This window comes from Pseudomonas viridiflava (assembly GCF_003702045.1).
Taxonomy (GTDB): Bacteria; Pseudomonadota; Gammaproteobacteria; order Pseudomonadales; family Pseudomonadaceae; genus Aquipseudomonas; species Aquipseudomonas viridiflava_C.
The window spans coordinates 489,712-515,400 of the sequence record NZ_RBTP01000012.1 but is presented as its reverse complement, the minus strand read 5'-3'; the positions used below and the strand labels follow the sequence as shown (position 1 = coordinate 515,400).

At 59.6% G+C, this 25,689-nt stretch carries 27 protein-coding genes; 11 read left to right on the top strand and 16 right to left on the bottom strand.

Translation table 11 applies throughout. The annotated features are described in order from the left end of the window. Positions 1-309: 309 nt before the first annotated feature. The 3 genes from ALP40_RS04370 to moaB form a co-directional block, all read right to left on the bottom strand. Complete coding sequence (locus tag ALP40_RS04370; RefSeq protein ID WP_122207052.1) at positions 310-1,236, bottom strand: glycosyltransferase family 2 protein; 927 nt, start codon at positions 1,234-1,236, stop codon at positions 310-312. An 83-nt stretch (positions 1,237-1,319) separates the two neighbouring features. Then, on the bottom strand, positions 1,320-2,531 hold the full coding sequence (glp, locus tag ALP40_RS04365; protein ID WP_122207051.1) for a gephyrin-like molybdotransferase Glp: 1,212 nt from the start codon (positions 2,529-2,531) through the stop codon (positions 1,320-1,322). A gap of 6 nt (positions 2,532-2,537) precedes the next feature. After that, a complete protein-coding gene (moaB, locus tag ALP40_RS04360) occupies positions 2,538-3,077 on the bottom strand; it encodes a molybdenum cofactor biosynthesis protein B (RefSeq protein ID WP_122207050.1) in 540 nt (179 codons plus the stop codon). A 76-nt stretch (positions 3,078-3,153) separates the two neighbouring features. Here moaB and mobA point away from each other — a divergent pair, with 76 nt between their 5' ends. Next, the gene (mobA, locus tag ALP40_RS04355) at positions 3,154-3,759 is read left to right on the top strand and encodes a molybdenum cofactor guanylyltransferase MobA (protein WP_122207049.1); all 606 of its coding nucleotides are present in this window, start codon (positions 3,154-3,156) and stop codon (positions 3,757-3,759) included. 73 nt (positions 3,760-3,832) lie between these two features. Further along, the gene (locus ALP40_RS04350; RefSeq protein WP_122207048.1) at positions 3,833-4,057 is read left to right on the top strand and encodes a YgdI/YgdR family lipoprotein; all 225 of its coding nucleotides are present in this window, start codon (positions 3,833-3,835) and stop codon (positions 4,055-4,057) included. 72 nt (positions 4,058-4,129) lie between these two features. Here the strand turns inward: ALP40_RS04350 and ALP40_RS04345 are convergent, their stop codons facing one another. Beyond that, positions 4,130-5,020 (bottom strand): pseudouridine synthase, encoded by an 891-nt coding sequence (locus ALP40_RS04345; protein ID WP_122207047.1) that lies wholly within the window; start codon positions 5,018-5,020, stop codon positions 4,130-4,132. A 189-nt stretch (positions 5,021-5,209) separates the two neighbouring features. Here ALP40_RS04345 and ALP40_RS04340 point away from each other — a divergent pair, with 189 nt between their 5' ends. Next, positions 5,210-6,064 carry a shikimate dehydrogenase gene (locus ALP40_RS04340; protein ID WP_122207046.1) on the top strand — a complete coding sequence of 285 codons (855 nt, stop codon included), beginning with the start codon at positions 5,210-5,212 and terminating at the stop codon, positions 6,062-6,064. A gap of 3 nt (positions 6,065-6,067) precedes the next feature. Here the strand turns inward: ALP40_RS04340 and ALP40_RS04335 are convergent, their stop codons facing one another. After that, on the bottom strand, positions 6,068-6,739 hold the full coding sequence (locus ALP40_RS04335; RefSeq protein WP_122207045.1) for a TetR/AcrR family transcriptional regulator: 672 nt from the start codon (positions 6,737-6,739) through the stop codon (positions 6,068-6,070). Positions 6,740-6,849: 110 nt separating this feature from the next. Next, positions 6,850-8,757 carry a 3-dehydroshikimate dehydratase QuiC gene (gene quiC / locus ALP40_RS04330; RefSeq protein ID WP_122207044.1) on the bottom strand — a complete coding sequence of 636 codons (1,908 nt, stop codon included), beginning with the start codon at positions 8,755-8,757 and terminating at the stop codon, positions 6,850-6,852. Positions 8,758-9,355: 598 nt separating this feature from the next. Here quiC and ALP40_RS04325 point away from each other — a divergent pair. Then, complete coding sequence (locus ALP40_RS04325) at positions 9,356-10,684, top strand: MFS transporter (protein ID WP_122207043.1); 1,329 nt, start codon at positions 9,356-9,358, stop codon at positions 10,682-10,684. 213 nt (positions 10,685-10,897) lie between these two features. Here the strand turns inward: ALP40_RS04325 and ALP40_RS04320 are convergent, their stop codons facing one another. Beyond that, positions 10,898-11,785: a DMT family transporter gene (locus tag ALP40_RS04320; RefSeq protein ID WP_122207042.1), complete on the bottom strand. Its 888-nt coding sequence runs from the start codon at positions 11,783-11,785 to the stop codon at positions 10,898-10,900. A 247-nt stretch (positions 11,786-12,032) separates the two neighbouring features. On the opposite strand from ALP40_RS04320, the gene ALP40_RS04315 reads away from it, so the two are divergent. Beyond that, the gene (locus ALP40_RS04315; RefSeq protein ID WP_122207041.1) at positions 12,033-13,289 is read left to right on the top strand and encodes an OprD family porin; all 1,257 of its coding nucleotides are present in this window, start codon (positions 12,033-12,035) and stop codon (positions 13,287-13,289) included. Positions 13,290-13,354: 65 nt separating this feature from the next. Here ALP40_RS04315 and pcaC read toward each other — a convergent pair whose 3' ends face one another. The 9 genes from pcaC to ALP40_RS04270 form a co-directional block, all read right to left on the bottom strand. Next, positions 13,355-13,753, bottom strand: coding sequence for a 4-carboxymuconolactone decarboxylase (pcaC, locus tag ALP40_RS04310; RefSeq protein WP_122207040.1), 399 nt, complete (start codon positions 13,751-13,753; stop codon positions 13,355-13,357). Beyond that, positions 13,750-15,111 (bottom strand): 3-carboxy-cis,cis-muconate cycloisomerase, encoded by a 1,362-nt coding sequence (locus ALP40_RS04305; protein WP_122207039.1) that lies wholly within the window; start codon positions 15,109-15,111, stop codon positions 13,750-13,752. Before ALP40_RS04305 ends, pcaC begins: the two co-directional genes overlap by 4 nt. A 24-nt stretch (positions 15,112-15,135) precedes the next feature. Continuing rightward, a complete protein-coding gene (locus ALP40_RS04300; protein WP_122207038.1) occupies positions 15,136-16,485 on the bottom strand; it encodes an MFS transporter in 1,350 nt (449 codons plus the stop codon). An 80-nt stretch (positions 16,486-16,565) separates the two neighbouring features. Further along, positions 16,566-17,168: a protocatechuate 3,4-dioxygenase subunit alpha gene (gene pcaG / locus ALP40_RS04295; protein ID WP_122207037.1), complete on the bottom strand. Its 603-nt coding sequence runs from the start codon at positions 17,166-17,168 to the stop codon at positions 16,566-16,568. 11 nt (positions 17,169-17,179) lie between these two features. Next, positions 17,180-17,899 carry a protocatechuate 3,4-dioxygenase subunit beta gene (gene pcaH / locus ALP40_RS04290; RefSeq protein WP_122207036.1) on the bottom strand — a complete coding sequence of 240 codons (720 nt, stop codon included), beginning with the start codon at positions 17,897-17,899 and terminating at the stop codon, positions 17,180-17,182. Positions 17,900-18,033: 134 nt separating this feature from the next. Further along, complete coding sequence (gene pcaQ / locus ALP40_RS04285) at positions 18,034-18,963, bottom strand: pca operon transcription factor PcaQ (protein WP_122207035.1); 930 nt, start codon at positions 18,961-18,963, stop codon at positions 18,034-18,036. A gap of 49 nt (positions 18,964-19,012) precedes the next feature. After that, positions 19,013-19,255 carry a glutaredoxin family protein gene (locus ALP40_RS04280; RefSeq protein WP_122207034.1) on the bottom strand — a complete coding sequence of 81 codons (243 nt, stop codon included), beginning with the start codon at positions 19,253-19,255 and terminating at the stop codon, positions 19,013-19,015. Between the two features lie 92 nt (positions 19,256-19,347). Beyond that, on the bottom strand, positions 19,348-19,968 hold the full coding sequence (locus tag ALP40_RS04275; RefSeq protein WP_122207033.1) for a hypothetical protein: 621 nt from the start codon (positions 19,966-19,968) through the stop codon (positions 19,348-19,350). Positions 19,969-20,047: 79 nt separating this feature from the next. Next, positions 20,048-21,133 (bottom strand): acyltransferase, encoded by a 1,086-nt coding sequence (locus ALP40_RS04270; protein ID WP_122207032.1) that lies wholly within the window; start codon positions 21,131-21,133, stop codon positions 20,048-20,050. A gap of 376 nt (positions 21,134-21,509) precedes the next feature. Between ALP40_RS04270 and ALP40_RS04265 the strand changes: the two genes are divergently transcribed. The 6 genes from ALP40_RS04265 to ALP40_RS04240 all read left to right on the top strand — a co-directional run bounded on the left by ALP40_RS04265 (position 21,510) and on the right by ALP40_RS04240 (position 25,681). Continuing rightward, positions 21,510-21,824, top strand: coding sequence for a YqjD family protein (locus tag ALP40_RS04265; RefSeq protein WP_083182033.1), 315 nt, complete (start codon positions 21,510-21,512; stop codon positions 21,822-21,824). 4 nt (positions 21,825-21,828) lie between these two features. Then, entirely contained in the window at positions 21,829-22,221 is a 393-nt protein-coding gene (locus tag ALP40_RS04260) for a phage holin family protein (protein ID WP_122207031.1), read from the top strand. Next, positions 22,218-22,559, top strand: a complete 342-nt coding sequence (locus ALP40_RS04255; RefSeq protein ID WP_122207030.1) for a hypothetical protein — start codon at positions 22,218-22,220, stop codon at positions 22,557-22,559. The genes ALP40_RS04260 and ALP40_RS04255 overlap by 4 nt, the downstream gene beginning before the upstream one ends. A gap of 182 nt (positions 22,560-22,741) precedes the next feature. Beyond that, complete coding sequence (locus tag ALP40_RS04250) at positions 22,742-24,073, top strand: deoxyguanosinetriphosphate triphosphohydrolase (RefSeq protein ID WP_122207029.1); 1,332 nt, start codon at positions 22,742-22,744, stop codon at positions 24,071-24,073. Between the two features lie 258 nt (positions 24,074-24,331). Beyond that, positions 24,332-24,733 carry a response regulator gene (locus ALP40_RS04245; protein WP_122207028.1) on the top strand — a complete coding sequence of 134 codons (402 nt, stop codon included), beginning with the start codon at positions 24,332-24,334 and terminating at the stop codon, positions 24,731-24,733. 321 nt (positions 24,734-25,054) lie between these two features. Beyond that, on the top strand, positions 25,055-25,681 hold the full coding sequence (locus ALP40_RS04240; protein WP_181112535.1) for a response regulator transcription factor: 627 nt from the start codon (positions 25,055-25,057) through the stop codon (positions 25,679-25,681). Positions 25,682-25,689 lie beyond the last annotated feature (8 nt).

Here is a 25,689-nt window from a genome sequence, read left to right as displayed (position 1 = left end):
CCCGGTCATTTTAAAAAACGACGCCGCTCAGGAAAATTTACATTTGCACAGCGTATAAGTGCATGGGACGCACGAATGCAGATGTATACGTGAGGGGGTCGGCATGCCCACAAGACGTGCAAAACGGTGCCAACACGAAAGAGTCTGACTGAATGCATAACCGCGGGAGGCGGCTTGCCGGCGATAGCATCAGCTCAGTCACCGATAGGTCGCTTCGCAAAGCGCATCGCCGGCAAGCCGCCTCCCCAGTCCATTGGCTGCTGCAAGATCTGTATACCGATGAACGGGGAGCGTGACGCTACCGCAGGCTTACGCATACGGGCTGTCCCAATAACGCTTGTACATCCCAAGCTTTTTTTTCAAGCCTCGGGGCAGGCGTTTTTCCTGCTTGCTCAATTTGTAGGCCAGCAGTTTGAGCCCATTGCGCAAGAAGGACATCGGCCACCACAGTAAACGCCTGGGCCCCAGAAATTGGAGTTCGGACTTCACATAGCGCATGCCCTCGCCCGCAACGCCGCCGAAGGTCTCGTAGATCCACGACTCGCGGGACTGGAACACGCCGATATCGAAATAGCGCCGAAACTCCTCACGCAGGCTGTAATTGTGCGAATGCCGGCAGACCGCAGAGCCTTCGTAGGCCACTTTCCAGCCAGCGATCAGCATCTTCGCCGTGACGTACATGTCTTCGGACAGAATCACATGCCGGGGGAACCCGCCGATGGCCAGTAACGCTTCGCCGCGATACGCCGCAAAGGAGTTGGACATGAAAGGCGTCTTGATGCCGAGTACGGGCGCGTCCGCCAGGGTCTTGATCTGCGAAGTTGGCGGGTAATTGAACAGCCTGGCGTGCTGGGCCAACAGATTGGCATTCTTGTGCGGCAATTGACGCCCGCACACCGCACCGACCTTGGGGTCGGCGAAAGGCTGAAGAATATTGGCAATGGCGTCCACATCTTCGACGTACGCGTCCTGAGTCATGTAGACGTAAACGTCATACGCGGGGTGCAGGTCGACCATCATCTGCCGAGTGCCGCCGTGGTTGAAATCCTTGCTGTCGATGCGCAATACATTCGCGCAACGCGAACGCGCCAGTTCGAGTGTGCCGTCCAATGAGCTGGAGTCGACGATCAAGGTGTCGAACGCGGCCGTCTGCGTGGCCAGAGAGTCCAGCAGGCGCTCCAGGTCGCTACGTCCGTTGTAGGTCGGGATGACACAAGCCACTCTCAGTGACGCCATAACAATACTCCGGGGCGAAAACAGGTTGCCCTACTTGTCAGCGTTGTTGAGGGTAGCTCATGCCAAGGCTGCCAACCACGACGTCAGCCCATGACCTCGCTCAAAGGAATGAAGTTGACCCAGTCGCCTTCTGCAACCGTGGCCCCCTCACGCACCTCGATCAGGCCATCGGCCCAGGCGGCGCTGCGCAACACGCCGGAACTCTGATTGCGATAGGGAACGGCCCTGCCCTGCTCCAAACGTCCGCGCAAGTATTCGCGACGGTTGCCTGGGCGGGTCCAGGCGAAGCCCGCAGGCACAGGAAACTTCAAGGGCGTGACGTCGAGCACGCCTTGGCGGCGCAGCAGATAGGCACGTGCCAGCAACGCAAAGGTCACCAGGGTCGACGCCGGATTACCCGGCAGACCGATCACCGGCACGCCGCGAAAATGCCCGAACGTCAACGGCTTGCCTGGCTTGATCGCCAGTTTCCAGAGCGTCAGCTCACCCTCTTCGCGCAGTGCGTGACCCAGAAAATCTGCCTCGCCCACCGACACGCCGCCAGTGGACAGAATCAGATCGACCCCGTGCAGGCTCGTCAGTGCAGCGCGCGTCTGAGCAAGGTCGTCCGGCAGGATCCCTGCGTCAATCACGTCGCATTGCAGGCGTCTCAACCAACTGCACAACAGCACGCGATTGCTGTTATAGATCTGTCCCGGTCCAAGCGGCTGGCCCGGCTCGATCAATTCGTCACCCGTAGAAAGCACTGCAACCCGCACACGGCGGATCACCTCAAGCTCGGCAAAGCCCAATGAGGCGGCCAGTCCCAGCTCGATAGGCCCCAGTCGGGTTCCGGCCGCCAGTACGGTGTCGCCAATCCGCGTTTCCTGACCTTGGGGCCGAATGTTCTGCCCCACCTTCAACGACTCTGTGAAACGCACACGCTGATCGTCCAGCACCTCGGCGTTTTCCTGCATCTCCACGCAATCGGCACCCTCGGGAACCGGCGCACCGGTAAAGATGCGGGCGCAGGTTCCCACCGCCAGCGGCTCGGGCGCTTGCCCGGCAAAGATGCGTTGGCTGACCGGCAGCGGCTTACCCTGCCCGTCCTCTGCGCGCATGGCATAACCGTCCATTGCGCTGTTGGGCCAGGGCGGCAGGTCCAGCGAGGACACCATGTCCGTCGCCAGCACACGCCCCTCGGCATCCGCCAGTGCCACGCGTTCACGGTTTTGGATGGGCGCGGCTTCGGCCATCGCCAGCAACCGTGCGATGGCGTCTTCAACAGGCAACAAGGCCTTGGGTTCAGCACTCATCGCCGATCAACCACGGGTCGCGCAGGGCTCGGCCTGCTTGAGGTGCGGCACAAAATTACAGGGCCGGAAACGCGAATCCAGTTGCTGGGCCAGAATCCCGTCCCAAGCGGTACGCACGGCATTGGTGGAGCCGGGCAGGCAGCAGACAAGCGTGCCATTGGACAGGCCGGCCAACGCGCGAGACTGGATGGTCGAGGTGCCGATGTCCGGCACCGAAATCTGCCGGAATAGCTCGCCAAACCCATCGACCTGCTTGTCCAGCAGGCACGCCACGGCTTCGGGTGTGCTGTCGCGGCCGGTAAAGCCGGTGCCGCCGGTGATCAGTACCACTTGAACCTGCTCATCGGCGATCCAGGTCGCGACCTGAGCGCGAATCTTGTAAAGGTCGTCCTTGAGCAGGACGCGTTCGATCAGACCATGACCGGCGTCGGTCAGGCGATCGACGAACATCTGGCCAGACGTATCGGTTTCGTGGGTGCGGGTGTCGCTGACAGTCAGCACAGCGATATTCAGGGGTACAAAGGGTGTGTCAGCCTTGGCTTTCATGGCCTCGATCCGGTTGTTAAGGGAACAGGCCGGTGTTATATCACAGCACTCCTTTTCGCCGCCCGCCGAGTCGATGATGAATACCCCTGACACACTGCCACCCTGTTCGATCCTGCTGCTTGCGGGGGGACGTGGACAGCGCATGGGCGGACGCGACAAGGGACTGGTCGAATGGCGCGGCGAGCCGATGATCCAGCACTTGCATCGCCTGGCACGCCCACTGACCGACGACCTGATCATCTCCTGCAATCGCAACCTTGAGCAGTACGCCGTCTTCGCCGATCGACTGGTTCAGGACAGTGACACTGACTTCAATGGCCCCCTGGCCGGGATTCGCGCCGCCCTGCCGCTGGCTCGCCACCCCGCGCTGCTGGTAATGCCCTGCGATGCGCCATTGATCGATAAATCGCTGCTGCATGCCTTGCGAGAAATGGCAGACAAACACCCGGATAACCCGGTCATGGTGCGTGAAGGCGAACATTGGCAGCCACTTTTATGTATCATCCCCACCGCTCACGCTGCGACGCTGGAAGCCGCATGGCAGAAGGGCGAACGCAGCCCAAGGCGGGCACTGGAACCCTTGAAGCCAGTGGCATTGCAACTGAATGCCGGTGACCCAAGGCTGGCCAACCTGAACACACCCTGTCTACTGGCCGGGATAGATGACACCCGACGCAATTGACTGTTCATTGAACTTGCAGCGGGTGTATACGTCTTACGGTCAGTTAATCAAGAATCCATCTGGAGACACAGTAATGAAACAACGGACCCTTCCCGCTGCCTTTCTGCTTGCACTGGGCATCGCCACACTGGCTGGCTGCGCATCGCCCACTGTGATCACTCTGAATGATGGTCGTGAAATCCAGGCTGTCGACACTCCGAAGTACGATGAAGACTCCGGCTTCTACGAGTTCAAGCAGCTTGATGGCAAGCAGACTCGCATCAACAAGGATCAGGTACGTACCGTTAAGGATCTGTGATCCGCGCGAGACGTGACTGATGTGAAAAAACCCGCCGAGTGCGGGTTTTTTTTGCCTGCCGTTTTTTCCCCGTTACCAGTCGAGCTGCAGCTGGGTGTGAAACTCACGCGGATCACCGCTGAGCGGATCGTCGAATCGCAGTGCCTTGGCCAGCAGCTTGAGCGGCTGCCGATAGTCGTCTACCGCGTCGCTGATCACGTGCGGATAGAAAGGATCGTTGCAGATCGCAGCGCCCAGCGCCGCCATGTGGACGCGCAACTGATGCTTCTTGCCGGTGACCGGGTACAGCCCGTATCGCCAGAGCGAGTCATTACGTTCTAGCACTTCGATGCGGGTCTGGGTGTTGGTAGGGCCTGAAGCTTCCTGCATGCGAAAGAACGGCTCGCCATCGACCAGCCGACTCTCATGCAACCGCGGAAACACCAACGACGGCAACGCGGGCGCAATGGCCTCGTAAACCTTGTCGATACGCCGCGTGGGAAACAACGTCTGGTATGCCGAACGGGTCTGCCTGTTGGCCGAAAACAGCACCAGCCCGGCGGTGTGGCGATCAATGCGGTGCAGCGGCACCAGATCCGGGTTGTCGAGACGATGGATCAAGCGGCGCAGCAAGGTGTGCTCGACGTACTCGCCTGCGGGCGTGACCGGCAGAAAATGCGGCTTGTCGGCGACCACCAGGTGTTCGTCGGCATACAGAATCGTTTCCACGACCGGAATTGGTGTCTCGTTGGGCACTTCACGAAAATAATGGATCTTCAAACCTTCGCGGTACGCCAGATCAGCCGTAATGGCTTGGCCGTCAGCGTTCAGCACCCGACCGCGCGCGATACGGTCCAGCCACTCTTCGCGGCTGATGGCGGAGAACTTCGCGCACAGGCAGTCCAGCACGGTCGTCCAGGGGCCTGCGGGCAAGTACAGCGTGCTGGCTTGTTGATGGGCGGCGCGGAAAACGGACTCGGACATGCGTGAACTCGTCATCTCTTGAAATGGCCGGGAGCGGCTGGCCGGGCATTATCCCTGATCGGGGCGATCACCGCACAGAATCAACGCATGGCAATCGTTCGAACACTGCGTCACTATTAACCATCTGGTACATTTTTTCGAAACCTACCCGCAACCGGGTGGCACGACAAAAACAAGAGATCGACCGTCATGAGTCAAGCAGAACATCCCTCCGTCCTCGCCGGCCTGATCGGCTCAGGCATTCAGGCCTCCCGCACCCCGGCACTGCATGAGCACGAAGGCGACGCACAGGGTATGCGCTACCTATATCGCCTGATCGACCTTGATGCGCTCAAGCTGGACATCAGCGCCCTCCCCCGGCTTCTTGAAGGTGCCCGCGACTGTGGCTTCACCGGCCTGAACATCACGTTTCCCTGCAAGCAGGCGGTGATCCCGCTGCTGGACGAGCTGTCCGAAGAGGCTCGCGGTATTGGCGCGGTCAATACCGTGGTGTTCAAAGACGGTAAAAGCACCGGCCACAACACCGACTGCCTTGGCTTTGCCGAAGGCTTCAAGCGAGGCCTGGACAAGGCGCCCCGCCAGCACGTCGTGCAAATGGGTGCAGGCGGCGCCGGAGCAGCGGTGGCCTACGCGCTGTTGAGCGCAGGCGTGGGGCGTCTGAGCGTATTTGAGGTGGATCTGCAACGCGGCCAAGGCCTGGTGGAAAACCTCAACGCCCATTTCGGCGCTGGCCGCGCACAGGTCGGTGTGAATCTGTCTGCTGCAATGGCCGAAGCCGATGGCGTGGTCAACACCACACCGGTCGGCATGGCCAAACTGCCTGGCACGCCATTACCGGTGGAGTTGCTGCGCGCAGCACAGTGGGTCGCGGAAATCATTTATTTTCCATTGGAGACCGAGCTGTTGAAACATGCCCGCTCGCTGGGATGCCGCACCCTGGATGGCACCACGATGGCGGTGTTTCAAGCCGTGAAAGCTTTCGAGCTGTTCAGCGGCCGGTCAGCGGATGCCGAACGCATGATGCAGCACTTTCACAGCCTTTAGTCGTCAGGCTTTCAGGTAGCGCAGCACAGCGTCGCAGATCATCGCTTTGTGACGCTGTTTGACCTCCTCGCTCCATAACTCGATCTGGAAGATCTCGCTGAAGGTGTGGCGGTTTGAGATGCGATAGAAACAGAACGAGCTGATCATCAGGTGCAGGTCGATGGGATGTACGCCTGTGCGAAATGCTCCGCTTTCTTCGCCCCGACGCAAGATGCCTTCCAGCGCCCGGATGATGTTCTGGCTTTTGGCCTGAATGGTGTCGGACTGCTTGACGTTTTCGCCGTTGTGAATGTTTTCGATGCACACGATGCGCACGAAATCGACGTTGTTGTCGTGGTGGTCGAAGGTGAACTCAACGACCCGATGAATCGCCTCAACTGGCTCCAGTTCACCCAGATTCAGCTCGCTTTCAGTGTTGCGGATCGCGCCATAGAGTTTTTCCAGCACCTCGACGTACAACTGCTCCTTGCTGCCGAAGTAGTAATAGATCATCCGCTTGGAGGTCTTGGTGCGCTCGGCAATGGCGTCGACGCGTGCGCCCGACAGTCCGTGGGCAACGAACTCGGCCACCGCGGCCTGCAGAATGTCTTCGCGGGTCTTTTCAGGGTTGTTCTTGCGGCCCTTGAGCAGCGACGGGACAGATTCGAGGGCAACGGAGTCGTCAGTTGTTTTCATTGTTGGCTCATGACCACGGGTAGTACGCGGAGTATGCCGCCGACCGCCAAGGCAGGGAAGCTGCGTGGCACCTTGAGTGCTCGCAGCGACCTGCCAGATCAGGCAAAGGCTTACAGCCGCGCCTGCCGCACCGCGACGCTGCGCGCCTTGGCCATTGCGGCCAGACGCACTGCAACATTGGCCGCGCCATACCCGACATAGCCGTTCTTGCGCTGCAGAATCTCGAAGAAAAAGCGCCCGTCGAACGCGTCGGTGTAGACGTGAAACAGCTCGCCGCCTTGCGCATCGCGGTCATACAACACGTTGTAGTACGCCAGTTCGCTGAGGAACTCGTCGTCGAAATCGAAGCGCGCCGCCAAATCGTCGTAATAATTAAGTGGAATGTCCAGCAGCGGCACGCCCGCCTCCTTGGCGCGACTGACCTCGGCAAAAATGTCTTCACACGAGAATGCAATGTGATGCACACCCGAGCCGCGATAGCTCGACAACGCGTGTGAGATCGCCGTATTGCGGTTTTCCGAGATGTTCAGCGGCAGGCGCACGGTGCTGCAACGGCTGCGCAATGCGCGGCTCTTGACCAGCCCGTAAGGGTCCGGCAGCACGACCTCATCGTCGGCTTCAAAATCCAGAATGCTCTTGTAGAACAGCACCCAGCTGTCCAGGCTGTCGGCCGGCAGCGCCATCGCCATGTGGTCGATGCGTTGCAGGCCGCCTTTACTGGCCGCCTCAGGGTCGATGACGAAGTCACTGTCGTAGATCGAGTCGCCTGGGGCAGCATTGTCGACCAGATAGATCAGACTGCCGTCGGGCGCACGTACCGATGGAATCTCGCGTTCATTGGGGCCGACCAGCCCGCGATAGGGTTGCCCTTTGAACGCTCGCGCACGTTCCAGCGCCTGATGGCCGTCATCGACTCGCAGGGCGGTCGCACACAGCGACGGTCCGTGGGACTCGAAGAAGCTGTGGGCGAAGGAATAGGGCTCGGCGTTGAGCACAATCCTGATATCGCCCTGCCCCAACAGACTGACCGCTTTGGAGCGGTGCTGGCCCAGCTTGGCAAAGCCCAGTCGCTGTAGCCATCCGGACAAGCGCGCGCCATGGCTTTCATCGACAGCAAACTCAAGAAACTCGACACCGTTGTACGTACTGGCCGGTGGCGGGCTGAACAAGATGTCCGGAACGTTCGCATCAGCTTCGCTGGCCAGCAACCGGCGGGTCTTTTCTTCCAGGTACAGCAGCGATCGCAAACCGTCGGCGGCATTGGCGCGTGTCGGCGCGGCGCGAAAACCGTCGTTGAAAACTTCCAGCGACAGTGGACCGGTGTATCCCGTGCGCAGGATCGGCGCTAGAAAACCCGCCAGATCGAACTCGCCCTGACCCGGGAAGCAGCGGAAGTGGCGGCTCCACTCCAGCACGTCCATCGCCAGAATCGGTGCATCGGCCATTTGCACAAAGAAAATCTTGTCGCCCGGAATCTGCGCAATCGCGCTCGGATCCCCCTTGAGCGACAAGGTGTGGAAGCTGTCGAGCAAGACACCGAGCGCCGGATGATCCACCTGACGCACCAGGTTCCAGACCTGCTGCCAGGTGTTCACATGACGCCCCCACGCAAGGGCCTCATAGCCGACGCGCAGACCGCGTGCGCCGGCGTGCTCGGCCAACAGGCTCAAGTCATCGAGCAGGATGTTCTCGTCACCCACCGAATCGGCGGACGCATTGCTGCAAACCAATACCAGGTCAGTACCGAGTTCCTGCATCAGGTCGAATTTGCGTTCGGCACGGTCAACGTTGCGCTGCAAGCGATCACGGCGGCAGCCTTCGAAGTCGCGGAACGGCTGGAAAAGAGTGATGGCGATGCCCAGGTCGGCACACATCTGCCGAACGTTACGTGGGCTGCCGTCGTAGTACAGAAGATCGTTTTCGAAAATCTCGACGCCATCAAAGCCGGCTGCGGCGATGGCTTCGAGCTTTTCGGGCAGAGTACCGCTCAAGGAAACGGTGGCAATTGAACGCTGCATGCTTTTAGCTCCTGAATGAACACAACCCCTGACGGATCGTGACTGGACAGCACCGCATTCACGGCCTTTCTCGGCCTTATTCAGTGGTGCGAGCCAAGTATTTGCCTGTCAAAATACGACGGCAATAAAAAGTGTACGAACTGGTTAGTTTTACGTTCGATTATCGAACAAAAGCCGTATTACTCGATTGACGCTGGGTGATGCAGTGCCCAACATCTGCCTCACCTTGCATCGCCGTCAAGCGGTTCGATCGGCGTTTCATCAGCAGCAACCATAACAATTCAAACAACAGGAACATTGCTCATGTGCACCCTTCTCGTCCCACTCTCCAGCTCGCACCTCCGGCTTTCAGAATGGCTGGTTCGAAGAATCTCTTCGGCTAATAAACCGAGCCGACACTTCGTTTCCTGAAACAATCCAGCGCACTCGTCAGCGACAGCCTGTAAATTGTCGGCCCTGAAAACGTATCGCGAAACCCTGCGATAACGGCTTTCGCCTATCAGCGGCTTGACTGCACATGCATAACGCCTGAATCGAGTGGACTTCTCAGTCCGACTGTCGCCTGCCGCGCAGTCTTGGAACGGATGGTTAGAACATCATGCTCAATACCCAGACCAACCCTGTCGCCCAGGCCGCCCATGCGGGCATGGGCGAAAAGATTCGCGGCGCACTCGCCGTGGGCAAGACTCGCTGGGGCATGCTCGCTCTGGTGTTCTTCGCCACCACGCTGAACTACATAGACCGCGCAGCCCTGGGGGTCATGCAGCCGATTCTTGCCAAGGAGATGAGCTGGACGGCGATGGATTACGCCAACATCAATTTCTGGTTTCAGGTTGGCTACGCGGTGGGCTTCGTGCTGCAAGGCCGGTTCATCGACAGGGTCGGCGTCAAGCGCGCATTCTTCCTCGCCGTGTTGCTGTGGAGCCTGGCCACCGGTGCGCACGGCCTGGCCACTTCAGCGGTCGGCTTCATGGTCTGCCGGTTCATTCTGGGCCTGACCGAAGCGGCCAACTACCCGGCCTGCGTAAAAACCACGCGCCTCTGGTTCCCGGCTGGCGAACGGGCCGTGGCGACCGGCATTTTCAATGCCGGAACCAACGTCGGTGCGATGTTGACGCCCGCCTTGCTGCCATTGATTCTCACGGTATGGGGCTGGCAAGCCGCATTCGTGGCAATGGGTTCGCTCGGCCTGCTCTGGGTCATTTTGTGGCGCCTGAAGTACTACAACCCGGAAGAACACCCTACCGTCAGCAAGAGCGAGCTGGATTACATCAACCAGGAAGTCGAGCCTGAGCCGGTCAAAATGCCGTTCTCGGCCATTCTGAAAATGCGCGGCACCTGGGCGTTTGCGCTGGCCTATGCGATCACCGCGCCTGTCTTCTGGTTCTACCTCTACTGGCTGCCGCCATTTCTCAATCAGCAATACAACCTGGGCATCAGCGTGACCCAGATGGGTATCCCGCTGATCCTGATCTGGCTGACCGCAGACTTCGGCAGCATCGGCGGAGGCATTCTGTCTTCATGGCTGATTGGCCGGGGTGTACGCGCCACTACAGCGCGTCTGGTGTCGATGCTGATCTTCGCCATCACCATCTGCAGCGTGGTCTTTGCCGCCAACGCCAGCGGCTTATGGGTGGCGGTACTGGCGATCTCGCTGGCCGTCGGTGCGCATCAGGCCTGGACCGCCAACATCTGGAGTCTGGTGATGGACTACACGCCCAAGCACATGATGAGCACTGTGTTCGGCTTCGGCGGCATGTGCGCCGCCATCGGCGGCATGTTCATGACCCAGATCGTCGGTGCAGTGCTGACCGCTACCCACAACAACTACAACGTGTTGTTCACCATGATCCCGGCGATGTACTTCATCGCACTGATCTGGATGTACTTCATGGCCCCGCGCAAGGTGCCCAACCTGAGCGAATGATGGGGTGCTGCACATGAGAAAGGTCCGTTCACGTGAGTGAGCGGGACAAAAATAGGGGGAATGGAATGAGGGAGCGGACGTGTCCGCGAAAAGGCCGGAACATCCGACGAAGAGGCAGTGGCTCAAGTGCTGCCTTCGCGGACACGTCCGCTCCCACGGTACGCTTCTAAGCCCCTTACTTTCTGCTGATACCGCGTCAGCAGACTGCGATCGCTACCCGCCTTTACGCCGCTGCTGCCACGCAGCAGCCAGCCCACTCAAACAGATGATGGCGATACCCGCCTGGGCTTCAGGCGATGGCATGTGGTCGAAGACGATGAACCCCAGCAGCCCGGCAAATACGATCTGGCAATAGCTGAACGGCGCCAGCATCGCCGGCGCGGCGAAACGGAAGGCCTGAGTCAACAGCAAGTGCGCCGCCATGCCGCATGCCCCCAGCGCCAGCAAAAACGGCAGATGCCACAGCTCAGGCACCTCCCAGAAAAAGGGCACCAGCGCGCTCATCAACAAGGTATTGAACAGCCCGGCAAAGAAGTTGCTGGTCGTCGGGCTGTCGAAAGGGCTCACCAACCGGGTCAGCAATTGATAGAGCGCAAAGCAAAACGCCGACGACAACGGTAAAAGAATCGCTGGCGTGAACAGCTCGCCCCCCGGATGAATGATGATCATCACCCCCATGAAGCCGACGATGACCGCAATCCACTGGCCCCGCGTCACGCGTTCATGCAGCAGTGGCACCGACAACGCAGTCACCAGCAGCGGCGCAAGAAAGTTCACCGCCGTGGCTTCGGCCTGGGGGATGAACATCAGGCTGCTGGTAAACAACAGGCTCGTCCCCAGCAGCGCCAACGCACGCAACGCCTGCAAACCAGGCCGCTTGGTGCGCAGTACGCGTAATCCGGACGACGGCATGAAGATGCAGGCCATCAGCAGCGTGTGTACCAGGTAGCGCGCCCACACCACCAAAATGATCGGGTAGAAACCGGAGAGGTACTTGGAGAGTGTGTCGTGGCTGGCAAACAGAAAGGTAGCCAGCAGAATGAAACCGATACCTTTGAGGGGTTGATTGACGCCGGAGAGTGGCGTGCTGGCAGTGCTCATTGGGCTTCCTTACTCAATAGTGCCGGGGCTGAACAGACTCGGAATCAGGCCTTGCGTGGTCATGGAAAAACATATTCAAGGAGCATCGCAGCCTGTCACGGCAGCGTCTCGCTTAAAATGTTCGAACTGGTTCATTAACGTTCGGTAATCGCCCGAAAACACGGTTTCACAATTGCGGACAGGTGGGCGCCCTTTCACTATCACAGCAGTTCCACCGACTGAATAATTACAAAAAAGGTCTGTCTCAATGCGCTCGATTCTTCCCTGCAAAGTCGTTTGCGGCCTCTCTGCGGCCATCACCACCAGTTTGATACCCGCCATCAGTCAGGCCGACGGCTTCGTTGACGATGCCAAGGTGAATCTGAACCTACGCAACTTCTACATCAACCGCAACTTCGTCGACCCCGCCAACGCGCAGAACTACGCTGAGGAATGGACCCAGAACTTCATCCTCGATGCCCGTTCGGGTTTTACCCAGGGCACCGTAGGTTTCGGCGTCGACGTACTGGGCCTTTACTCGCTCAAACTGGACGGCGGTAAAGGCACTGGCGGCACACAATTGCTGCCGATTCACAGCGATGGACGCCCCGCCGATGATTTCGGTCGCCTGGCCGTGGCGGGCAAGGCACGTTTTTCCAGGACTGAACTGAAGGTCGGCGAATGGATGCCGGTCCTTCCGATTCTGCGCTCCGACGATGGACGATCCCTGCCGCAGACCTTCCAGGGGGGTCAGATCACCTCCAGGGAGATCGACGGGCTGACCTTGTACGGCGGCCAGTTCCGAGGCAACAGCCCGCGCAATGACGCCAGCATGGAAGACATGTCCATGAACGGCCGCGCAGCCTTCACATCGGACCGCTTCACCTTCGGCGGCGGCGAGTACGTTTTCAACGAAAAACGCACGCAGGTCGGCCTGTGGTACGCCGAACTGGAAGACATCTACCACCAGCAATACGTGAATCTGCTGCACAGTCAACCACTGGGCAGCTGGACGCTGGGCGCCAACCTGGGCTACTTCCAGGGCAAGGACGATGGCCGGTCGCTGGCGGGCGATCTGGACAACAAGACCTGGTCGGCCCTGTTGTCCGCTCGTCATGGCAGCAACACGTTCTACGTAGGCCTTCAAAAGGTCAGCGGCGACAGCGCCTGGATGCGCGTCAACGGCACCAGTGGCGGAACACTGGCCAACGACAGCTACAACTCCAGCTTCGACAACGCCCGGGAAAAATCCTGGCAGTTGCGTCACGACTACGATTTCGCGGGGCTGGGCGTGCCCGGCCTGACCCTGATGAACCGCTACATCAGTGGCGAAAACGTACACACCGGCGCGGTCACCGATGGCGAGGAATGGGCACGGGAAACCGAGTTGGCGTACGTATTTCAAAGCGGCGCGTTCAAGAGCCTGTCGCTGAAGTGGCGCAACTCAACCATGCGCCGGGACTACAGCACCAATCAGTTCGACGAAAACCGGCTGATCGTCAGCTACCCGCTCTCGCTGCTCTGACACTGCGGCCCCACAAAAAACGCCGCCGCAGTTCAGCACTGCGGCAGCGTTTTTTAGTCACGCGATCAATCCTTGTTCAGTGACTCCACACCCATTTCATCCCACACTTCTTCGGCCAGATGAAAGGTCGCGTTGGCCGCTGGAATGCCGCAATAGATCGCGCTTTGCATCAGCACTTCCTTGATCTCTTCGCGGGTCACGCCATTGTTTTTTGCAGCCTTGAGGTGCAAACGCAGTTCGCCTTCGCGGTTCATCCCGATGAGCATGGCGATGGTAACCAGGCTTCGGGTATGACGCGGCAGGCCCGGACGTGTCCAGATATCCCCCCAGGCATGCCGGGTGATCATTTCCTGAAATTCCTCATTGAACGGCGTCAGCTTCTTCAGGCTGTTATCGACATGCGCATCGCCCAGTACCGCACGGCGCACCTGCATGCCAGCCTGATAACGTTCGTCTTCGGTCATTGCGTGATCCTTGTGTGTTCGGCCACGGCGCGTTCGACCCAACGTCGGGCCTGGCCAAGGTAATGGGCAGGATCAAGCAAGCGATCCAGCTCGTCGGAAGAAAGTTGCTCAGTCACCTCAAGTTTTTCACCCAGTATCTGACGCAGATGCGCGCCCTGCTCCACCGCCTGACGACAGCTCTGTTCGACCAGGTGATGCGCGGCGTCGCGGCCGATTCGTTGAGCCAGCGCGATGCTGACCGCTTCGGCCAGCACCAGGCCTTGGGTGGACTCCAGATTGGCGCCCATGCGCTCGGCGTCGACCTGCAGGCCAGGCACCACTTGAAGCGCCTGTTGCAACGAACCCGACACCAGGCAACACAGCTCAGGCAAGGTTTCCCATTCGGCATGCCACAACCCCAGGCTGCGTTCATGTTCCTGCGGCATGGCTGAAAACATCGTCGCGACCAGACCCGGCGCACGTGTCGCCGCGCCGATCATGACTGCGGCGCCCACCGGGTTGCGCTTGTGCGGCATCGTGGAGGAGCCGCCTTTGCCTGGTGAAGCAGGTTCGAACACTTCGCCCACTTCGGTCTGCATCAGCAGGCTCACATCGCGGCCCAGCTTGCCCAGGCTGCCTGCAATCAGGCCCAGCAGCGAGGCGAACTCCACCAGACGATCCCGTTGCGTGTGCCAGGGCTGCTCGGGCAAACCCAATTGCAGTTCCATAGCCAGCGCTTCGGCGACAACGAACGCCTGATCGCCCAAGGCGGCAAGGCTGCCGGAGGCGCCACCAAATTGCAGACACAGTAAACGTGGCTTGAGCTCGCTGAGGCGCTGGCGATGTCGCGTGATCGCCCCCAGCCAGCCGGCGATTTTCATGCCCAGGGTGACGGGCGTGGCTTGTTGCAGCCAGGTACGACCGGCCAGCGGCGTCCCGGCATGCGCCTGGGCCTGTTGCGCCAATGCTGTGCCCAATTGCTCAAGGTCGCGTTCCAGCAAAACGATAGCGTGGCGGATCTGCAGAATCAGCCCGCTGTCCATGACGTCCTGACTGGTCGCGCCCATGTGCACGTAGCGCTCTGCCTCAGGGCTTTGTGCCGCGATGCGCTTGCCCAGCGCCTTGACCAGCGGAATCGCCGAGTTGCCTGCATTGCCGATGGCAACCGCCAACTCATCGAAATCGAACAGCTCGGCGCGGCAGCTTTGGCTGATGTCCGCCACCACGTTCTGCGGGATCAGCCCGATCCGGGCCTCAGCCCGTGCCAGCGCAGCCTCGAAATCGAGCATGGCCTGCACGCGTCCCTGGTCTGAAAAGATTTGGCGCATATCGGGCTGCGTGAAATACAGGTCGAAAAGTTGATTGCCCGGTCTGTTCACATCAGCACTCCAGAGTAAAAGGTTTCAAGTGGCGTCCGAATGGCTGACCCAGCCTTTGACCAGGATCGCCAGTGCAGCGAGTGCAGCAGGCACCACCAGCGCCGTCAGCACTTGCTCGAACGTCCAGCCCAGGCCCAGCAGGGTGGCACCGGCCCATGCACCCAGAATGGCGCCGAACCGACCGATACCCAGCATCCATGACACGCCCGTGGCGCGGCCCTGAGTCGGGTAAAACCGTGCCGCCAGTGACGGCATCGCCGATTGTGCGCCGTTGATGCACATGCCTGCGACCAGCACCAGCGTTGCCAGCACGGCGACATTACCCAGGCTCTGCCCGACCAGCCAGGCGAACACGCCCGCCAGTGCGTAGGCGACGCCTATCACCTTGTGCGGGTTATACCGGTCCATCGCCCAGCCGACGCCCACGGCACTGAGCACACCGCCGAACTGAAACAACGCACCAATGAACGCTGACTGTTCCATGCTCGCGCCGCTGTCACGCATCAACGTCGGCAGCCAGCTGGTCAGCAGATAGACGATCACCAGCCCCATGAAATAGGTCAGCCAGAGCAATAAGGTGCCCGCGCTATAGGTGCCGGAGAAAATCACTTTCAAGACATTGCGACTGCTGACGGTCTTCTGTTCAGGCACGCTGAAAGCAGTCACACCCGCCATTGCCTTGGGCGCAATCGGGGCCAGCACTTTGCGGATACGCTCCACGCCACGGTTGCGCACGACCAGAAACCGCGCCGACTCAGGCAGCCAGACCAACAGCACGACGGCCAGCACCAGTGGCAGGATGCCGCCGAGCATCAACAGGCTATGCCAGCCAAGGCTTGGGATCATCTTGGCGGACACGAAACCGCCACAGGCCATACCCAGGTTGAAGCCGCAGAACATGCTAGTGACCAGCAACGACTTGAGGCGTTCGGGCGTGTACTCGGACAGCAGCGTGGTTGCGTTAGGCATCGCCGCGCCCAGCCCCAGGCCGGTCAGCAGCCGTAGCACCAACAGTTGATCGATGTTGGTGCTGTAAGCCGACGCCAGGCTGAACAGCCCGAACAGGAACACCGCCACCACCAGCACCACCTTGCGACCAAAGCGGTCGGCCAGCGGACCGGACCCCAAGGCACCGAACACCATGCCGATCAGCGCAGCACTCATGACCGGGCCGAGACTGGCACGGTCGATCCCCCAATCCTGGCTCAGGGCCGGCGCAATAAAGCCCATTGCCGCCGTGTCCAGACCGTCGAGAAAAACAATCAAGAAACACAGCATCACCACCCGCCACTGATATCCCGACAACGGCTGGGCATTGATGAAAGCCTGAACGTCGAGCGTGCGCGTCGCAGGCCCCTGCGCTGATAGTGTCATGTACCTTTCCTTTTATTTTTATAAGGTCGCCTGCGTTTTCTTACCGCCTGCGCAAAGCCCGTTTAGCGCGCTTACATCACTCAGAAATCGAAGAACACCGTCTCGCCTTCACCCTGAACGCGGATGTCGAAACGATAGGCCGTTTTCCCCTCCACCTCGCATCGGCGGGCGATCAGCGTCTCGCGGCGCTGCGGCTGCTCGATCAAATTGAGCACCGGGTCGACGATGTTGGCTTGCGCTTGATCATCGAAATACAGGCGGGTCTGCAAATGAATATTGATGCCGCGTGCGAACAGCGAAACATTGATGTGCGACGCCATCGGCACGCCGGCCGCATTACGTGCCGAGCCGGGCTTGATGGTCTTCAGGATCCACTGCCCGTCATCACTCGTGGCAGTGCGACCGAAGCCGTTAAAGGCATTCGCCGGGTCATAGTCGGCGTGATACACGCCCTCGTGATCGGCTTGCCAGAACTCAAGATACGCATCGCGGATCAGGTGGCCGTTACCGTCGAACACGTTACCCACCAGAACGATGTGCTCACCCGGCGCGCCAGGCTTGGCCATCTCGTTCCAGATCTCCAGTTCGCGGGTCGGGTTGCCAGCCACCTGAGGTGCCAGACCGATGTGTACATAAGGGCCAGCGGTTTGCGAGGGGGTTTCCTGCAGCAGTTGAACGGGCATGGCGGGCCTCCTCAGCAGTTTTCGAAGTGAGTCTTGCGCTGGCCGCGCAGAACGATGTCAAAGCGATAGGCCAGACAATCCATCGGATTGCCCAAGGCCAGGTCGAGTCTGGCGATCAGGCTCTGAACCGCATCCGGGTTGGCGATGGCCTTCACGATCGGGCAGATCGGGATCAATGGATCGCCTTCGAAATACAACTGAGTGATCAGCCGGGTGGCAATGGAAGGCCCGCTGATCGAGACATGAATGTGCGCCGGACGCCAGTCGTTGGGGCCGTTGCGCCAGGGATAAGGACCGGGCTTGACGGTGCGGAAGCTGTAATTGCCCTCGCTGTCAGTGAGGGCACGGCCCACGCCGCCAAAGTTGGGGTCGATGGGGGCTAGATAGGCGTCACGCTTGTGGCGATAGCGACCGCCCGCATTGGCCTGCCAGATTTCCACCAACGTGTGGGGGATCGGCTTACCGTACTGATCGCAGACGCGGCCTGCGAGCAGAATACGCTCGCCGATCGGCAACCCGCCGTTGTTGAAATTGAGCAGCAGGTCGTTGTCGTGCTGACCGAATGTGAGGTGCGAGAAATCCGGCCCCGACGCTTCGGAAATGGACTGGGGGATGCTGACCAGCGCCTGACGCGGCGAGCGCAGGATCGAGGTCTTGTAATCAGGCGTGAGGGCTTTGGGGTGCCAGTTGCGATCACGAATGACGAAGCGGCTATTGTCCGCGACAGGCATGGCGTTCTCCTTGTTATTGGCTTTCTTATGAGCACGCAAGCGTCAAGTACTCGCGCGACAGGCTGCGGCGGAGTGTCGCGCGGTTCATGCATCATCGAATACTGAATAATCGCCTGCCATCCATAACCATATGGTTATGGATGTGACACCTCGCGATACGCCTGTCCCACCACCCGCAATTCATCCACACACCACTGTGCAGCGCGGGTCAGCGGCACGGCCGGGTTGCTGCAGATCCCGACGGATCCGCCCGGTTCGCGGATGCCCATGTCCAGCTCGACCAGCGTGCCGGCGTCCAGCTCTTTGAGAACGGCATCCAGAGGCGCGATCCAGATGGCGTTGCTGCATTCGACATAGCGTCGACTCAGGGTCAGCGAGAGGGTTTCAAGGCGCTGGCGCGGCGGCTGAATGCCACACTGCACGAACAGGCTGTCAGCGAACTTGCGAATGGTGGTGCCGGCCAACGGCAGCACCAGCGGATACTGCTCAAGGCTTTCACGCCTGAGCGGTGCCGCCAGCAACGGGTGATCGGTGCGTACTACCAGCGTCATCGATTCGTTGTACAGGTGTTCGAACGTCAGCCCCTGAATCTGCGGGCTGTCGGTCATTCGCCCGACCACCAGGTCCAGCTCACCGACCCGAAGCTGCGACAAGAGGTAAGCGCTAGGGCCGGTCATGACGCTGACGATCAGCGCCGGGTGCCGTTCATGCAACCGCGTGACGACTTCCGGAACCAGCAGGCTCTCCGCCGTCGAAAGCACGCCCAGCCGCGCCGTCACCGTTTCATGCTCCCCGGAGCGCAGGCTGTTCACGCCCTCACGCAACGCCTGGACACTGGGCCCGGCAAAGCGCATGAACGCCACGCCAGCGTCGGTCAGCGCCGCACCGCTTTTGCTGCGCACGAACAAGGTGGTTTCCAGCAGGGTTTCCAGCTCCTTGAGGGTCTTGGAGAGCGCCGGCTGGCTGATCGACAGCGCATTGCAGGCCCTGGCCAGACTGCCCTGACGCGCAACCTCAAGAAAGCACACAAGATGGCGGAACTTGATTCGGGTATCGATATTCAATGCGTGCCTTGCCTTGAGGGAAAAAGCCTTGAGAAGAAAAGAAGATCCGCTACTTGCTCAGAAAGGACGCCACTTGGGGCGCATCGAAAGGCCAGTCCAACTCATCGCCGTTGTCCACGCGACGCAACACGGGCACTCGCAACTCGTAACGCTCAAACAGCCACTCCTCTTCACAGATGTCACGCCGCTCCACCAACAGCCCGCACTCCTCGACGAAGGGCAGCAACACAGCCTCAGCAATGTCGCACAGGTGGCAACCGTGGGTGCCGAAGAGCTGGCATTCAGGAAGCATCGAAACATCCTCACAAAGACGCGCATCACGATCTGACACCATTCTAGGCGCGCCCCCCAATCCCGTCGAGGCATCCGACCGACGCATAAGCGCTACAGCGGTTCAGCCGGAACCCGCCATTCCGGTTGCTTGAACGCGCGTTCGGAACCGGAGATTTTCACCGATATGCGGTCCAGCAGACGTTCGGCGTTGTATTTGGTCGTCGTCGTGTTGATGGCGATGAACAGCAGGCCGACGACCACCGCTGAAGACGGAATTCGCCTGGCAGTCTGGTGGTCGAGGCACAGCAGGAATACGCAGGCGGCGGTCGACCCCAGCAGCGCACCGGCCACCGCCTCGGGCAGGGGATGAATGAGCGGCGCAACCGAAAAAACGCTGTAGAGCCAGCCGAGCAGCAGCCCCAATAGCGCGCCGGGCCAACGCAGACGCTGATCGTACTGGCGCGCCAACAGGCTCAAGCCGACCGTCAGTATCAGGCAGGTGTTCATGGCGTGCCCGCTGAGCACGTAGATCCCCAGGCTTTCAAGGGCAACGCCCCAGCCCTTGAACAGCACCTTGCTGATCACCACCGCCGAGTAGGCCACGAAAATCGTTGCAGCCCACAACAGCGCAGAACGACTGGAGCGGGCAGACCAGAGCCACGCTGCAATTACCAGCGCGGCAGGCAGCATCACGGTAATGCCGCCATAAGGCGTGAACAGGTGTGGATCCACAAGAAGCCTCCAGGGATGGGTCGTCGGTACAACGACGCATCTCAACAGAGGCCTGCCGCCCTGCGCCAGGCAAAACTTTCTATGCACCCACCTTCGCCGCGTCAGTTCTAAAGCGCCGTTTGCCAAACGCATTGGCGCAATCCAGCACCGGCTTCTCGAAACAGCGATAGCCGACCCAGCCGTAGCACACGGTTGCCGACAGCATCAGCGCAGCGAAGAACAGGTTGTCCAGGTAGTTTTGCGGCCACGCGCCCAGCCAGCCCCAAACACGTCCGATCACGCCCAGTACCAGCAGGTGAGACAAGTAAACGGTGTACGACATGTCGCCCACGGCCACCAGCGGCATCGGGATGGAGATCTTGCGGCGACGCTCCAGCAAGGCCAGGGTCAGTACCAAAAGGCCGAAGGTGATTCCGACCGCCAGCATGCGCAGCAGGCCCTGGCTGTCGTAGAGCCGATAGGTCGCGATCAGCGGCACACCGGCTAAAAGCGCGGCGACCAGCAAGCCCAAGACCGCCGACGTCGGAAGGCGCGTGCTGTGACGGCCGTAAAAAAACAGGGCCAGCGCAACGCCGATGATGAATTCCAGCGAATAGGGATGCAGGATAATTTTCAAGGCCGAGGATTGATCCTGCCAGTCCTGCAGGGCATTGAACGCCACGATAATCCCCGCCCACCCCGCCATCAGCCACGGCAGGTAACGTTCCTTGAACATCAGCAGGGCGCAGAACACCAGGTAGAACCACAGTTCGAACAGCAGTGACCAGGCGACCATCACCAACAGCACTTTGTCGTTGGGCAGCAACAGAAATGACATCAGCAGGTTCGATGACCCGTGACCGCTGTTGACCATGCCGGGCTGCACCAGAAAAACCCCCAGCGTGATGAAGAAATACAGCCAGTAAGTCGGATAGATGCGCGACACGCGATTGAACAGAAAGCGCTGCGCTTCGACGCCGTTCTGAAACCGGCCGCGACTGACGATCACCATGACAAAGCCGCTGATGACGAAAAAGAGATCGACGCCGAGCTGGAAGAAATCCAGCGAAGACGGCAAGAGAATGTCGCCCCCGGAAAACCTCGATTCCAAGGGCATCATGTGAAACAGCACCACCCCTAGAACGGCCAGCCCCCTCAACCCTTGCAGCGAATACAGCCGCTCCATGCCCTTCTCCATCACTGACCGACCCTATGTCGGTACTTCCAGAACTGCTTCACGCTCGACCAAAACGAAGGCGCATTAAACGCCGTATTTCTATGTGGGTGGTCCCGCCACGACTGCCATAGAGCACGGTGTTACCGGCCCGCGCACCACGAGCATAGCCAACCGCAGCGATTATGAAACAGATCGCGCCATCGCCCGGTTTTTTCTCGCCCCCTGCGCAGATAGCGTAAGGTTGTGCTCCCGCGCCGGGCTGTTACACCATGAGCTCTTCTGCGTCGCGCCCCTGCACCTGACCTGCACCGGCGCGATAATTGAAATGAACCTTCACCAATTCCCTGTACTCGAAACATCCATACGCCACCTAACGGAGAAAACCATGCCTCGCCAAACCGCACAGAATGCTCAGGAAATCTTGATGGCAGACTTCCAGGTCCTGGTCGCCGACACCGAAAAGTTGCTGGCGCACACCGCGACCCTCGCAGGTGATCAGGCAGACGAACTGCGTGCGCAGATTCAGGAAAGCCTGCTGCGTGCCAAAGAGACGCTCAAGCAGACCGAAGAGTCCCTGCGCGAACGTGGCGAAGCGGCAATCATAGCAACCGAAGAATATGTGCAGAACAATCCCTGGCAGTCGGTCGGCCTGGCCGCCGGTGCCGGTTTCCTGATCGGCCTGCTGGCCACAAGGCGCTAATACCATGACTTTGGGAACGGAATCAGGTCCGCCCCACGCGGACCAAGGCTCTTCACCGCGGCGCTTGGGTGCCGCGTTTATGGGCTTGTTGCACAGCCATGTCGAATTGTTCGGCATCGAACTGCAAGAGCAAAAGGCCCGTACCGTCAGCCTTCTGCTGTTTGCAGGCCTGGCGCTGGTCTTCGGTCTGCTGTTGCTGACCGGCCTTTCAGCGTTGTTGCTGATCGTGCTGTGGGACAGCTATCGACTGGCCGGGATTGTCGGCCTCTGCGTCTTTTACTTCCTGGCCGCCATGTTCTGCGCACTTCGGTTGAAAGCGGCCATTTTCGACGAGTCCTCGCCCTTCCATGCGACGCTTGAAGAGCTGGCCAACGACCGTGAGCGACTGATGCCATGAGCGAACCAAAGTCACATCAGGGCAACACCCGTCGCGAACTGCGCAAAGCGCTGATTCGTCTACGCATGGAAATGCATCGCCAGGAAATACGTCACGAGTCCACCGCGCTGTTGCAGCCTTTGCAACGGTTCAGGGGCTTGCGTCACGACTGGAAAAGCGCTTTGGGCATCCGTCACGCTCCCTTGTGGGGAGTAGGCTCGGTGGCACTGCTGGGGTTTCTCAGCGGCAAACGCGCCAAGACCGGACGCACCAGTATGTTGGGCAAGTTGCTCAAGTTGGGCATCACTTTGACGCCCTTGATCAAGGTCGCCCTTCAGAGCCGTGCCCGCAGGCCCTGATACGCCTGATGGACACGCGCCACCGACGCTTGCCTCAAAACATCTGCCCGCTGCGGACACTCCCAGCGGGCAGATTGCATCTGCGTTGCCTGCTCCCGATCAATGCGGCCCCGTTGCGAAGCCCTTGCGGCCGACGCGCCGAACCGGGAAGCTAGGCCCCTACGACTGACGGAGTGACCGCCTTGGATTGGCAAACCCTGCTTAACCGCGAACGACTTGGCAAAACCCTGCACAGCCCCGAGGAACTGGGGCGCAGTCCGTTCCATAAAGACCACGACCGCATCATATTTTCCGGTGCCTTCCGGCGTCTGGGTCGCAAGACGCAGGTGCATCCCGTCTCCAGCAACGACCACATCCATACCCGCCTGACTCACTCGCTGGAAGTCAGCTGCGTCGGTCGCTCGTTGGGTATGCGGGTCGGAGAAACCCTGCGCAGCGCCCTGCCCGACTGGTGCGACCCCAGCGATCTGGGCATGGTCATCCAGTCGGCCTGCCTGGCCCACGATATCGGCAATCCACCCTTCGGCCACTCGGGTGAAGACGCGATCCGCAACTGGTTCAACCAGGCTGCAGGGCGTGGCTGGCTCGATGCGATGAGCGAAACCGAGCGCAATGACTTTCTCAATTTTGAGGGCAACGCTCAGGGCTTTCGCGTGCTGACCCAACTGGAATATCACCAGTTCGATGGCGGAACCCGGTTGACCTACGCCACATTGGGCACCTACCTCAAATACCCGTGGACGGCGCGGCATGCCGACTCGCTGGGCTACAAGAAACACAAATTCGGCTGCTACCAGAGCGAACTGCCGATCTTGGAGCAAATCGCCAGCAAGCTCGGCCTGCCGCAACTCGAGGAACAGCGCTGGGCGCGTCATCCGCTGGTTTACCTGATGGAGGCGGCCGACGACATCTGCTACGCCCTGATCGACCTTGAAGACGGCCTGGAGATGGACCTGCTTGAGTACGCAGAGGTGGAAGCGCTGTTGCTGGGGCTGGTAGGCGATGATCTGCCGGAAACCTACCGGCAACTAGGCCCTGAGGATTCGCGACGACGCAAGCTGGCGATCCTGCGCGGCAAGGCCATCGAACACCTGACCAACGCGGCGGCACGCGCGTTCGTGGAACAGCAGGATGCGTTGCTGGCCGGTACGCTGACGGGCGATCTGGTGGAACACATGCATGGACCGGCAAAACACTGTGTGTTGAGCGCCAAAGACATGGCCCGCAAGAAAATTTTCCAGGACAAGCGCAAGACATTGCACGAGATAGGTGCCTACACCACCCTGGAAATCCTCCTCAACGCCTTCTGCGGTGCGGCGGTCGAGCAGTTTGGCGGTCGTACGCCCTCGTTCAAGCATCGGCGAATTCTCGACCTGCTGGGTAACAGCGCGCCGGATCCCAAGGCTCCGTTACATGCATCGTTTCTGCGCATGATCGACTTCATCGCGGGGATGACCGACAGCTACGCCACAGAAATGGCCAGAGAGATGACAGGCCGCTCAGGCCAGTTCTGATAGCCGGAGTCGAACGGGCTGAGTCATCCGAAAGGCATGCTCGCTCGTTCGACCACCCGACCCCGCACCACAACTTCGGAAACGCCCTACGTCCTTGTAGGAATCGTCCTATCGCAGCGTTTTCAACACCCCCCAATAATCCCGGCACTTCATGGCCGAACCGGTAAGCCATCCAGCTGCATGCGCCCCTCCAGAGAGCCGCATGATACCTGTCGACCCGGCTCGAGCCTTCCCTGCTTCGTCTCAGCCGGAAATCTCATGCTCAAGCACACCCTGCGGATCCTGCTGGTGGAGGATCACCCGTTTCAGTTGATCGCCACCCAGATACTGCTCAACAACCAAGGCTACTTTCTTCTGACGCCCGTCCTGACCGCCATCGAAGCGCTGGCCGCACTTGAACGCAGCCCCGAGCCCTACGACCTCATTCTGTGCGACCAGCGACTGCCTGATCTCGACGGACTGGACCTGATCGAGCAAGCCTGTCAGCGCGGGCTGGTTCGTCGAGCCATCGTTCTCAGCGGCCTCCCTGCAACGCAACTGGCGCAAATAGAGCAGCTTGCCAGCCAACGCGGCTTGCCGTTGCTTGGCTGCCTGAGCAAGCCCCTGAGCGGACCGGACCTGGCGCGCCTGCTGACGAGTACACCTTCCACGCACGAATAAACAGCGATTCAGCCTTGGCCGATTGCTCAACAAATCAGTCCTTCTGCTGAATACACTCCAGACGCTGTAGGAATAAAGCGATACACACGAACGCCAATTCCGAAACGCAATAAATACGCATTCGAAACCTAACTAACATTCAGAATCAACTGCGTGTTCTTTTTAAACATCGAGTGTTAAAAGTAGGCTTTTACGTACTCTCATACTCTAATTACTGTAGGAAGTTTCCTATATACACCTGCCGACCACGTCTCTTAATGGGCCTGCCTGAACATCTGAGCTAAGGTGCGCGCTTTCTTCACTGCTTGTATGGATTGGAATATGAACTCAGTTTTTATCATTGACGACCACCCTGTTGTTCGATTGGCCGTGAGAATGCTGTTGGAGAACGAAAACTATGAGGTAGTCGGTGAAACCGACAACGGTGTGGACGCCATGCAAATGGTGCGCGAATGCATGCCTGACCTGATCATTCTGGACATCAGCATTCCCAAGCTCGATGGCCTGGAGGTACTGGCCCGCTTCAATACGATGGGCCTGCCTTCCAAGATCCTGGTGCTCACCTCGCAGACCCCGAAACTGTTCGCCATCCGTTGCATGCAATCCGGTGCCGCCGGTTATGTGTGTAAACAGGAAGACCTGAGCGAACTGCTCAGCTCGGTGAAAGCGGTATTATCCGGCTACAATTACTTTCCCAGTCAGGCACTGACGCCAGCCGTACGCGAAGATGACGAGCCGAGCGAAATCGAACTGTTCAAGTTGGTCAACGATCGTGAACTGATGGTCTTGCAACTGTTCGCCCAAGGCCGTTCCAACAAAGAAATAGCCAAGGGCATGTTCCTCAGCAATAAGACAGTCAGTACTTACAAAACACGGCTGATGCAAAAACTGAAAACAAAGACCTTGGTAGAACTTATCGAGATGGCAAAACGCAACGCGCTAGTGTGAGAGACCGG

Bases quoted from the DNA above. Each gene is read 5' to 3' on its own strand.
- ALP40_RS04370 (WP_122207052.1), bottom strand. From the start codon at position 1,236: ATGGCGTCACTGAGAGTGGCTTGTGTCATCCCGACCTACAACGGACGT.
- glp (WP_122207051.1), bottom strand. From the start codon at position 2,531: ATGAGTGCTGAACCCAAGGCCTTGTTGCCTGTTGAAGACGCCATCGCA.
- moaB (WP_122207050.1), bottom strand. From the start codon at position 3,077: ATGAAAGCCAAGGCTGACACACCCTTTGTACCCCTGAATATCGCTGTG.
- mobA (WP_122207049.1), top strand. From the start codon at position 3,154: ATGAATACCCCTGACACACTGCCACCCTGTTCGATCCTGCTGCTTGCG.
- ALP40_RS04350 (WP_122207048.1), top strand. From the start codon at position 3,833: ATGAAACAACGGACCCTTCCCGCTGCCTTTCTGCTTGCACTGGGCATC.
- ALP40_RS04345 (WP_122207047.1), bottom strand. From the start codon at position 5,020: ATGTCCGAGTCCGTTTTCCGCGCCGCCCATCAACAAGCCAGCACGCTG.
- ALP40_RS04340 (WP_122207046.1), top strand. From the start codon at position 5,210: ATGAGTCAAGCAGAACATCCCTCCGTCCTCGCCGGCCTGATCGGCTCA.
- ALP40_RS04335 (WP_122207045.1), bottom strand. From the start codon at position 6,739: ATGAAAACAACTGACGACTCCGTTGCCCTCGAATCTGTCCCGTCGCTG.
- quiC (WP_122207044.1), bottom strand. From the start codon at position 8,757: ATGCAGCGTTCAATTGCCACCGTTTCCTTGAGCGGTACTCTGCCCGAA.
- ALP40_RS04325 (WP_122207043.1), top strand. From the start codon at position 9,356: ATGCTCAATACCCAGACCAACCCTGTCGCCCAGGCCGCCCATGCGGGC.
- ALP40_RS04320 (WP_122207042.1), bottom strand. From the start codon at position 11,785: ATGAGCACTGCCAGCACGCCACTCTCCGGCGTCAATCAACCCCTCAAA.
- ALP40_RS04315 (WP_122207041.1), top strand. From the start codon at position 12,033: ATGCGCTCGATTCTTCCCTGCAAAGTCGTTTGCGGCCTCTCTGCGGCC.
- pcaC (WP_122207040.1), bottom strand. From the start codon at position 13,753: ATGACCGAAGACGAACGTTATCAGGCTGGCATGCAGGTGCGCCGTGCG.
- ALP40_RS04300 (WP_122207038.1), bottom strand. From the start codon at position 16,485: ATGACACTATCAGCGCAGGGGCCTGCGACGCGCACGCTCGACGTTCAG.
- pcaG (WP_122207037.1), bottom strand. From the start codon at position 17,168: ATGCCCGTTCAACTGCTGCAGGAAACCCCCTCGCAAACCGCTGGCCCT.
- pcaH (WP_122207036.1), bottom strand. From the start codon at position 17,899: ATGCCTGTCGCGGACAATAGCCGCTTCGTCATTCGTGATCGCAACTGG.
- ALP40_RS04280 (WP_122207034.1), bottom strand. From the start codon at position 19,255: ATGCTTCCTGAATGCCAGCTCTTCGGCACCCACGGTTGCCACCTGTGC.
- ALP40_RS04270 (WP_122207032.1), bottom strand. From the start codon at position 21,133: ATGGAGCGGCTGTATTCGCTGCAAGGGTTGAGGGGGCTGGCCGTTCTA.
- ALP40_RS04265 (WP_083182033.1), top strand. From the start codon at position 21,510: ATGCCTCGCCAAACCGCACAGAATGCTCAGGAAATCTTGATGGCAGAC.
- ALP40_RS04260 (WP_122207031.1), top strand. From the start codon at position 21,829: ATGACTTTGGGAACGGAATCAGGTCCGCCCCACGCGGACCAAGGCTCT.
- ALP40_RS04255 (WP_122207030.1), top strand. From the start codon at position 22,218: ATGAGCGAACCAAAGTCACATCAGGGCAACACCCGTCGCGAACTGCGC.
- ALP40_RS04245 (WP_122207028.1), top strand. From the start codon at position 24,332: ATGCTCAAGCACACCCTGCGGATCCTGCTGGTGGAGGATCACCCGTTT.
- ALP40_RS04240 (WP_181112535.1), top strand. From the start codon at position 25,055: ATGAACTCAGTTTTTATCATTGACGACCACCCTGTTGTTCGATTGGCC.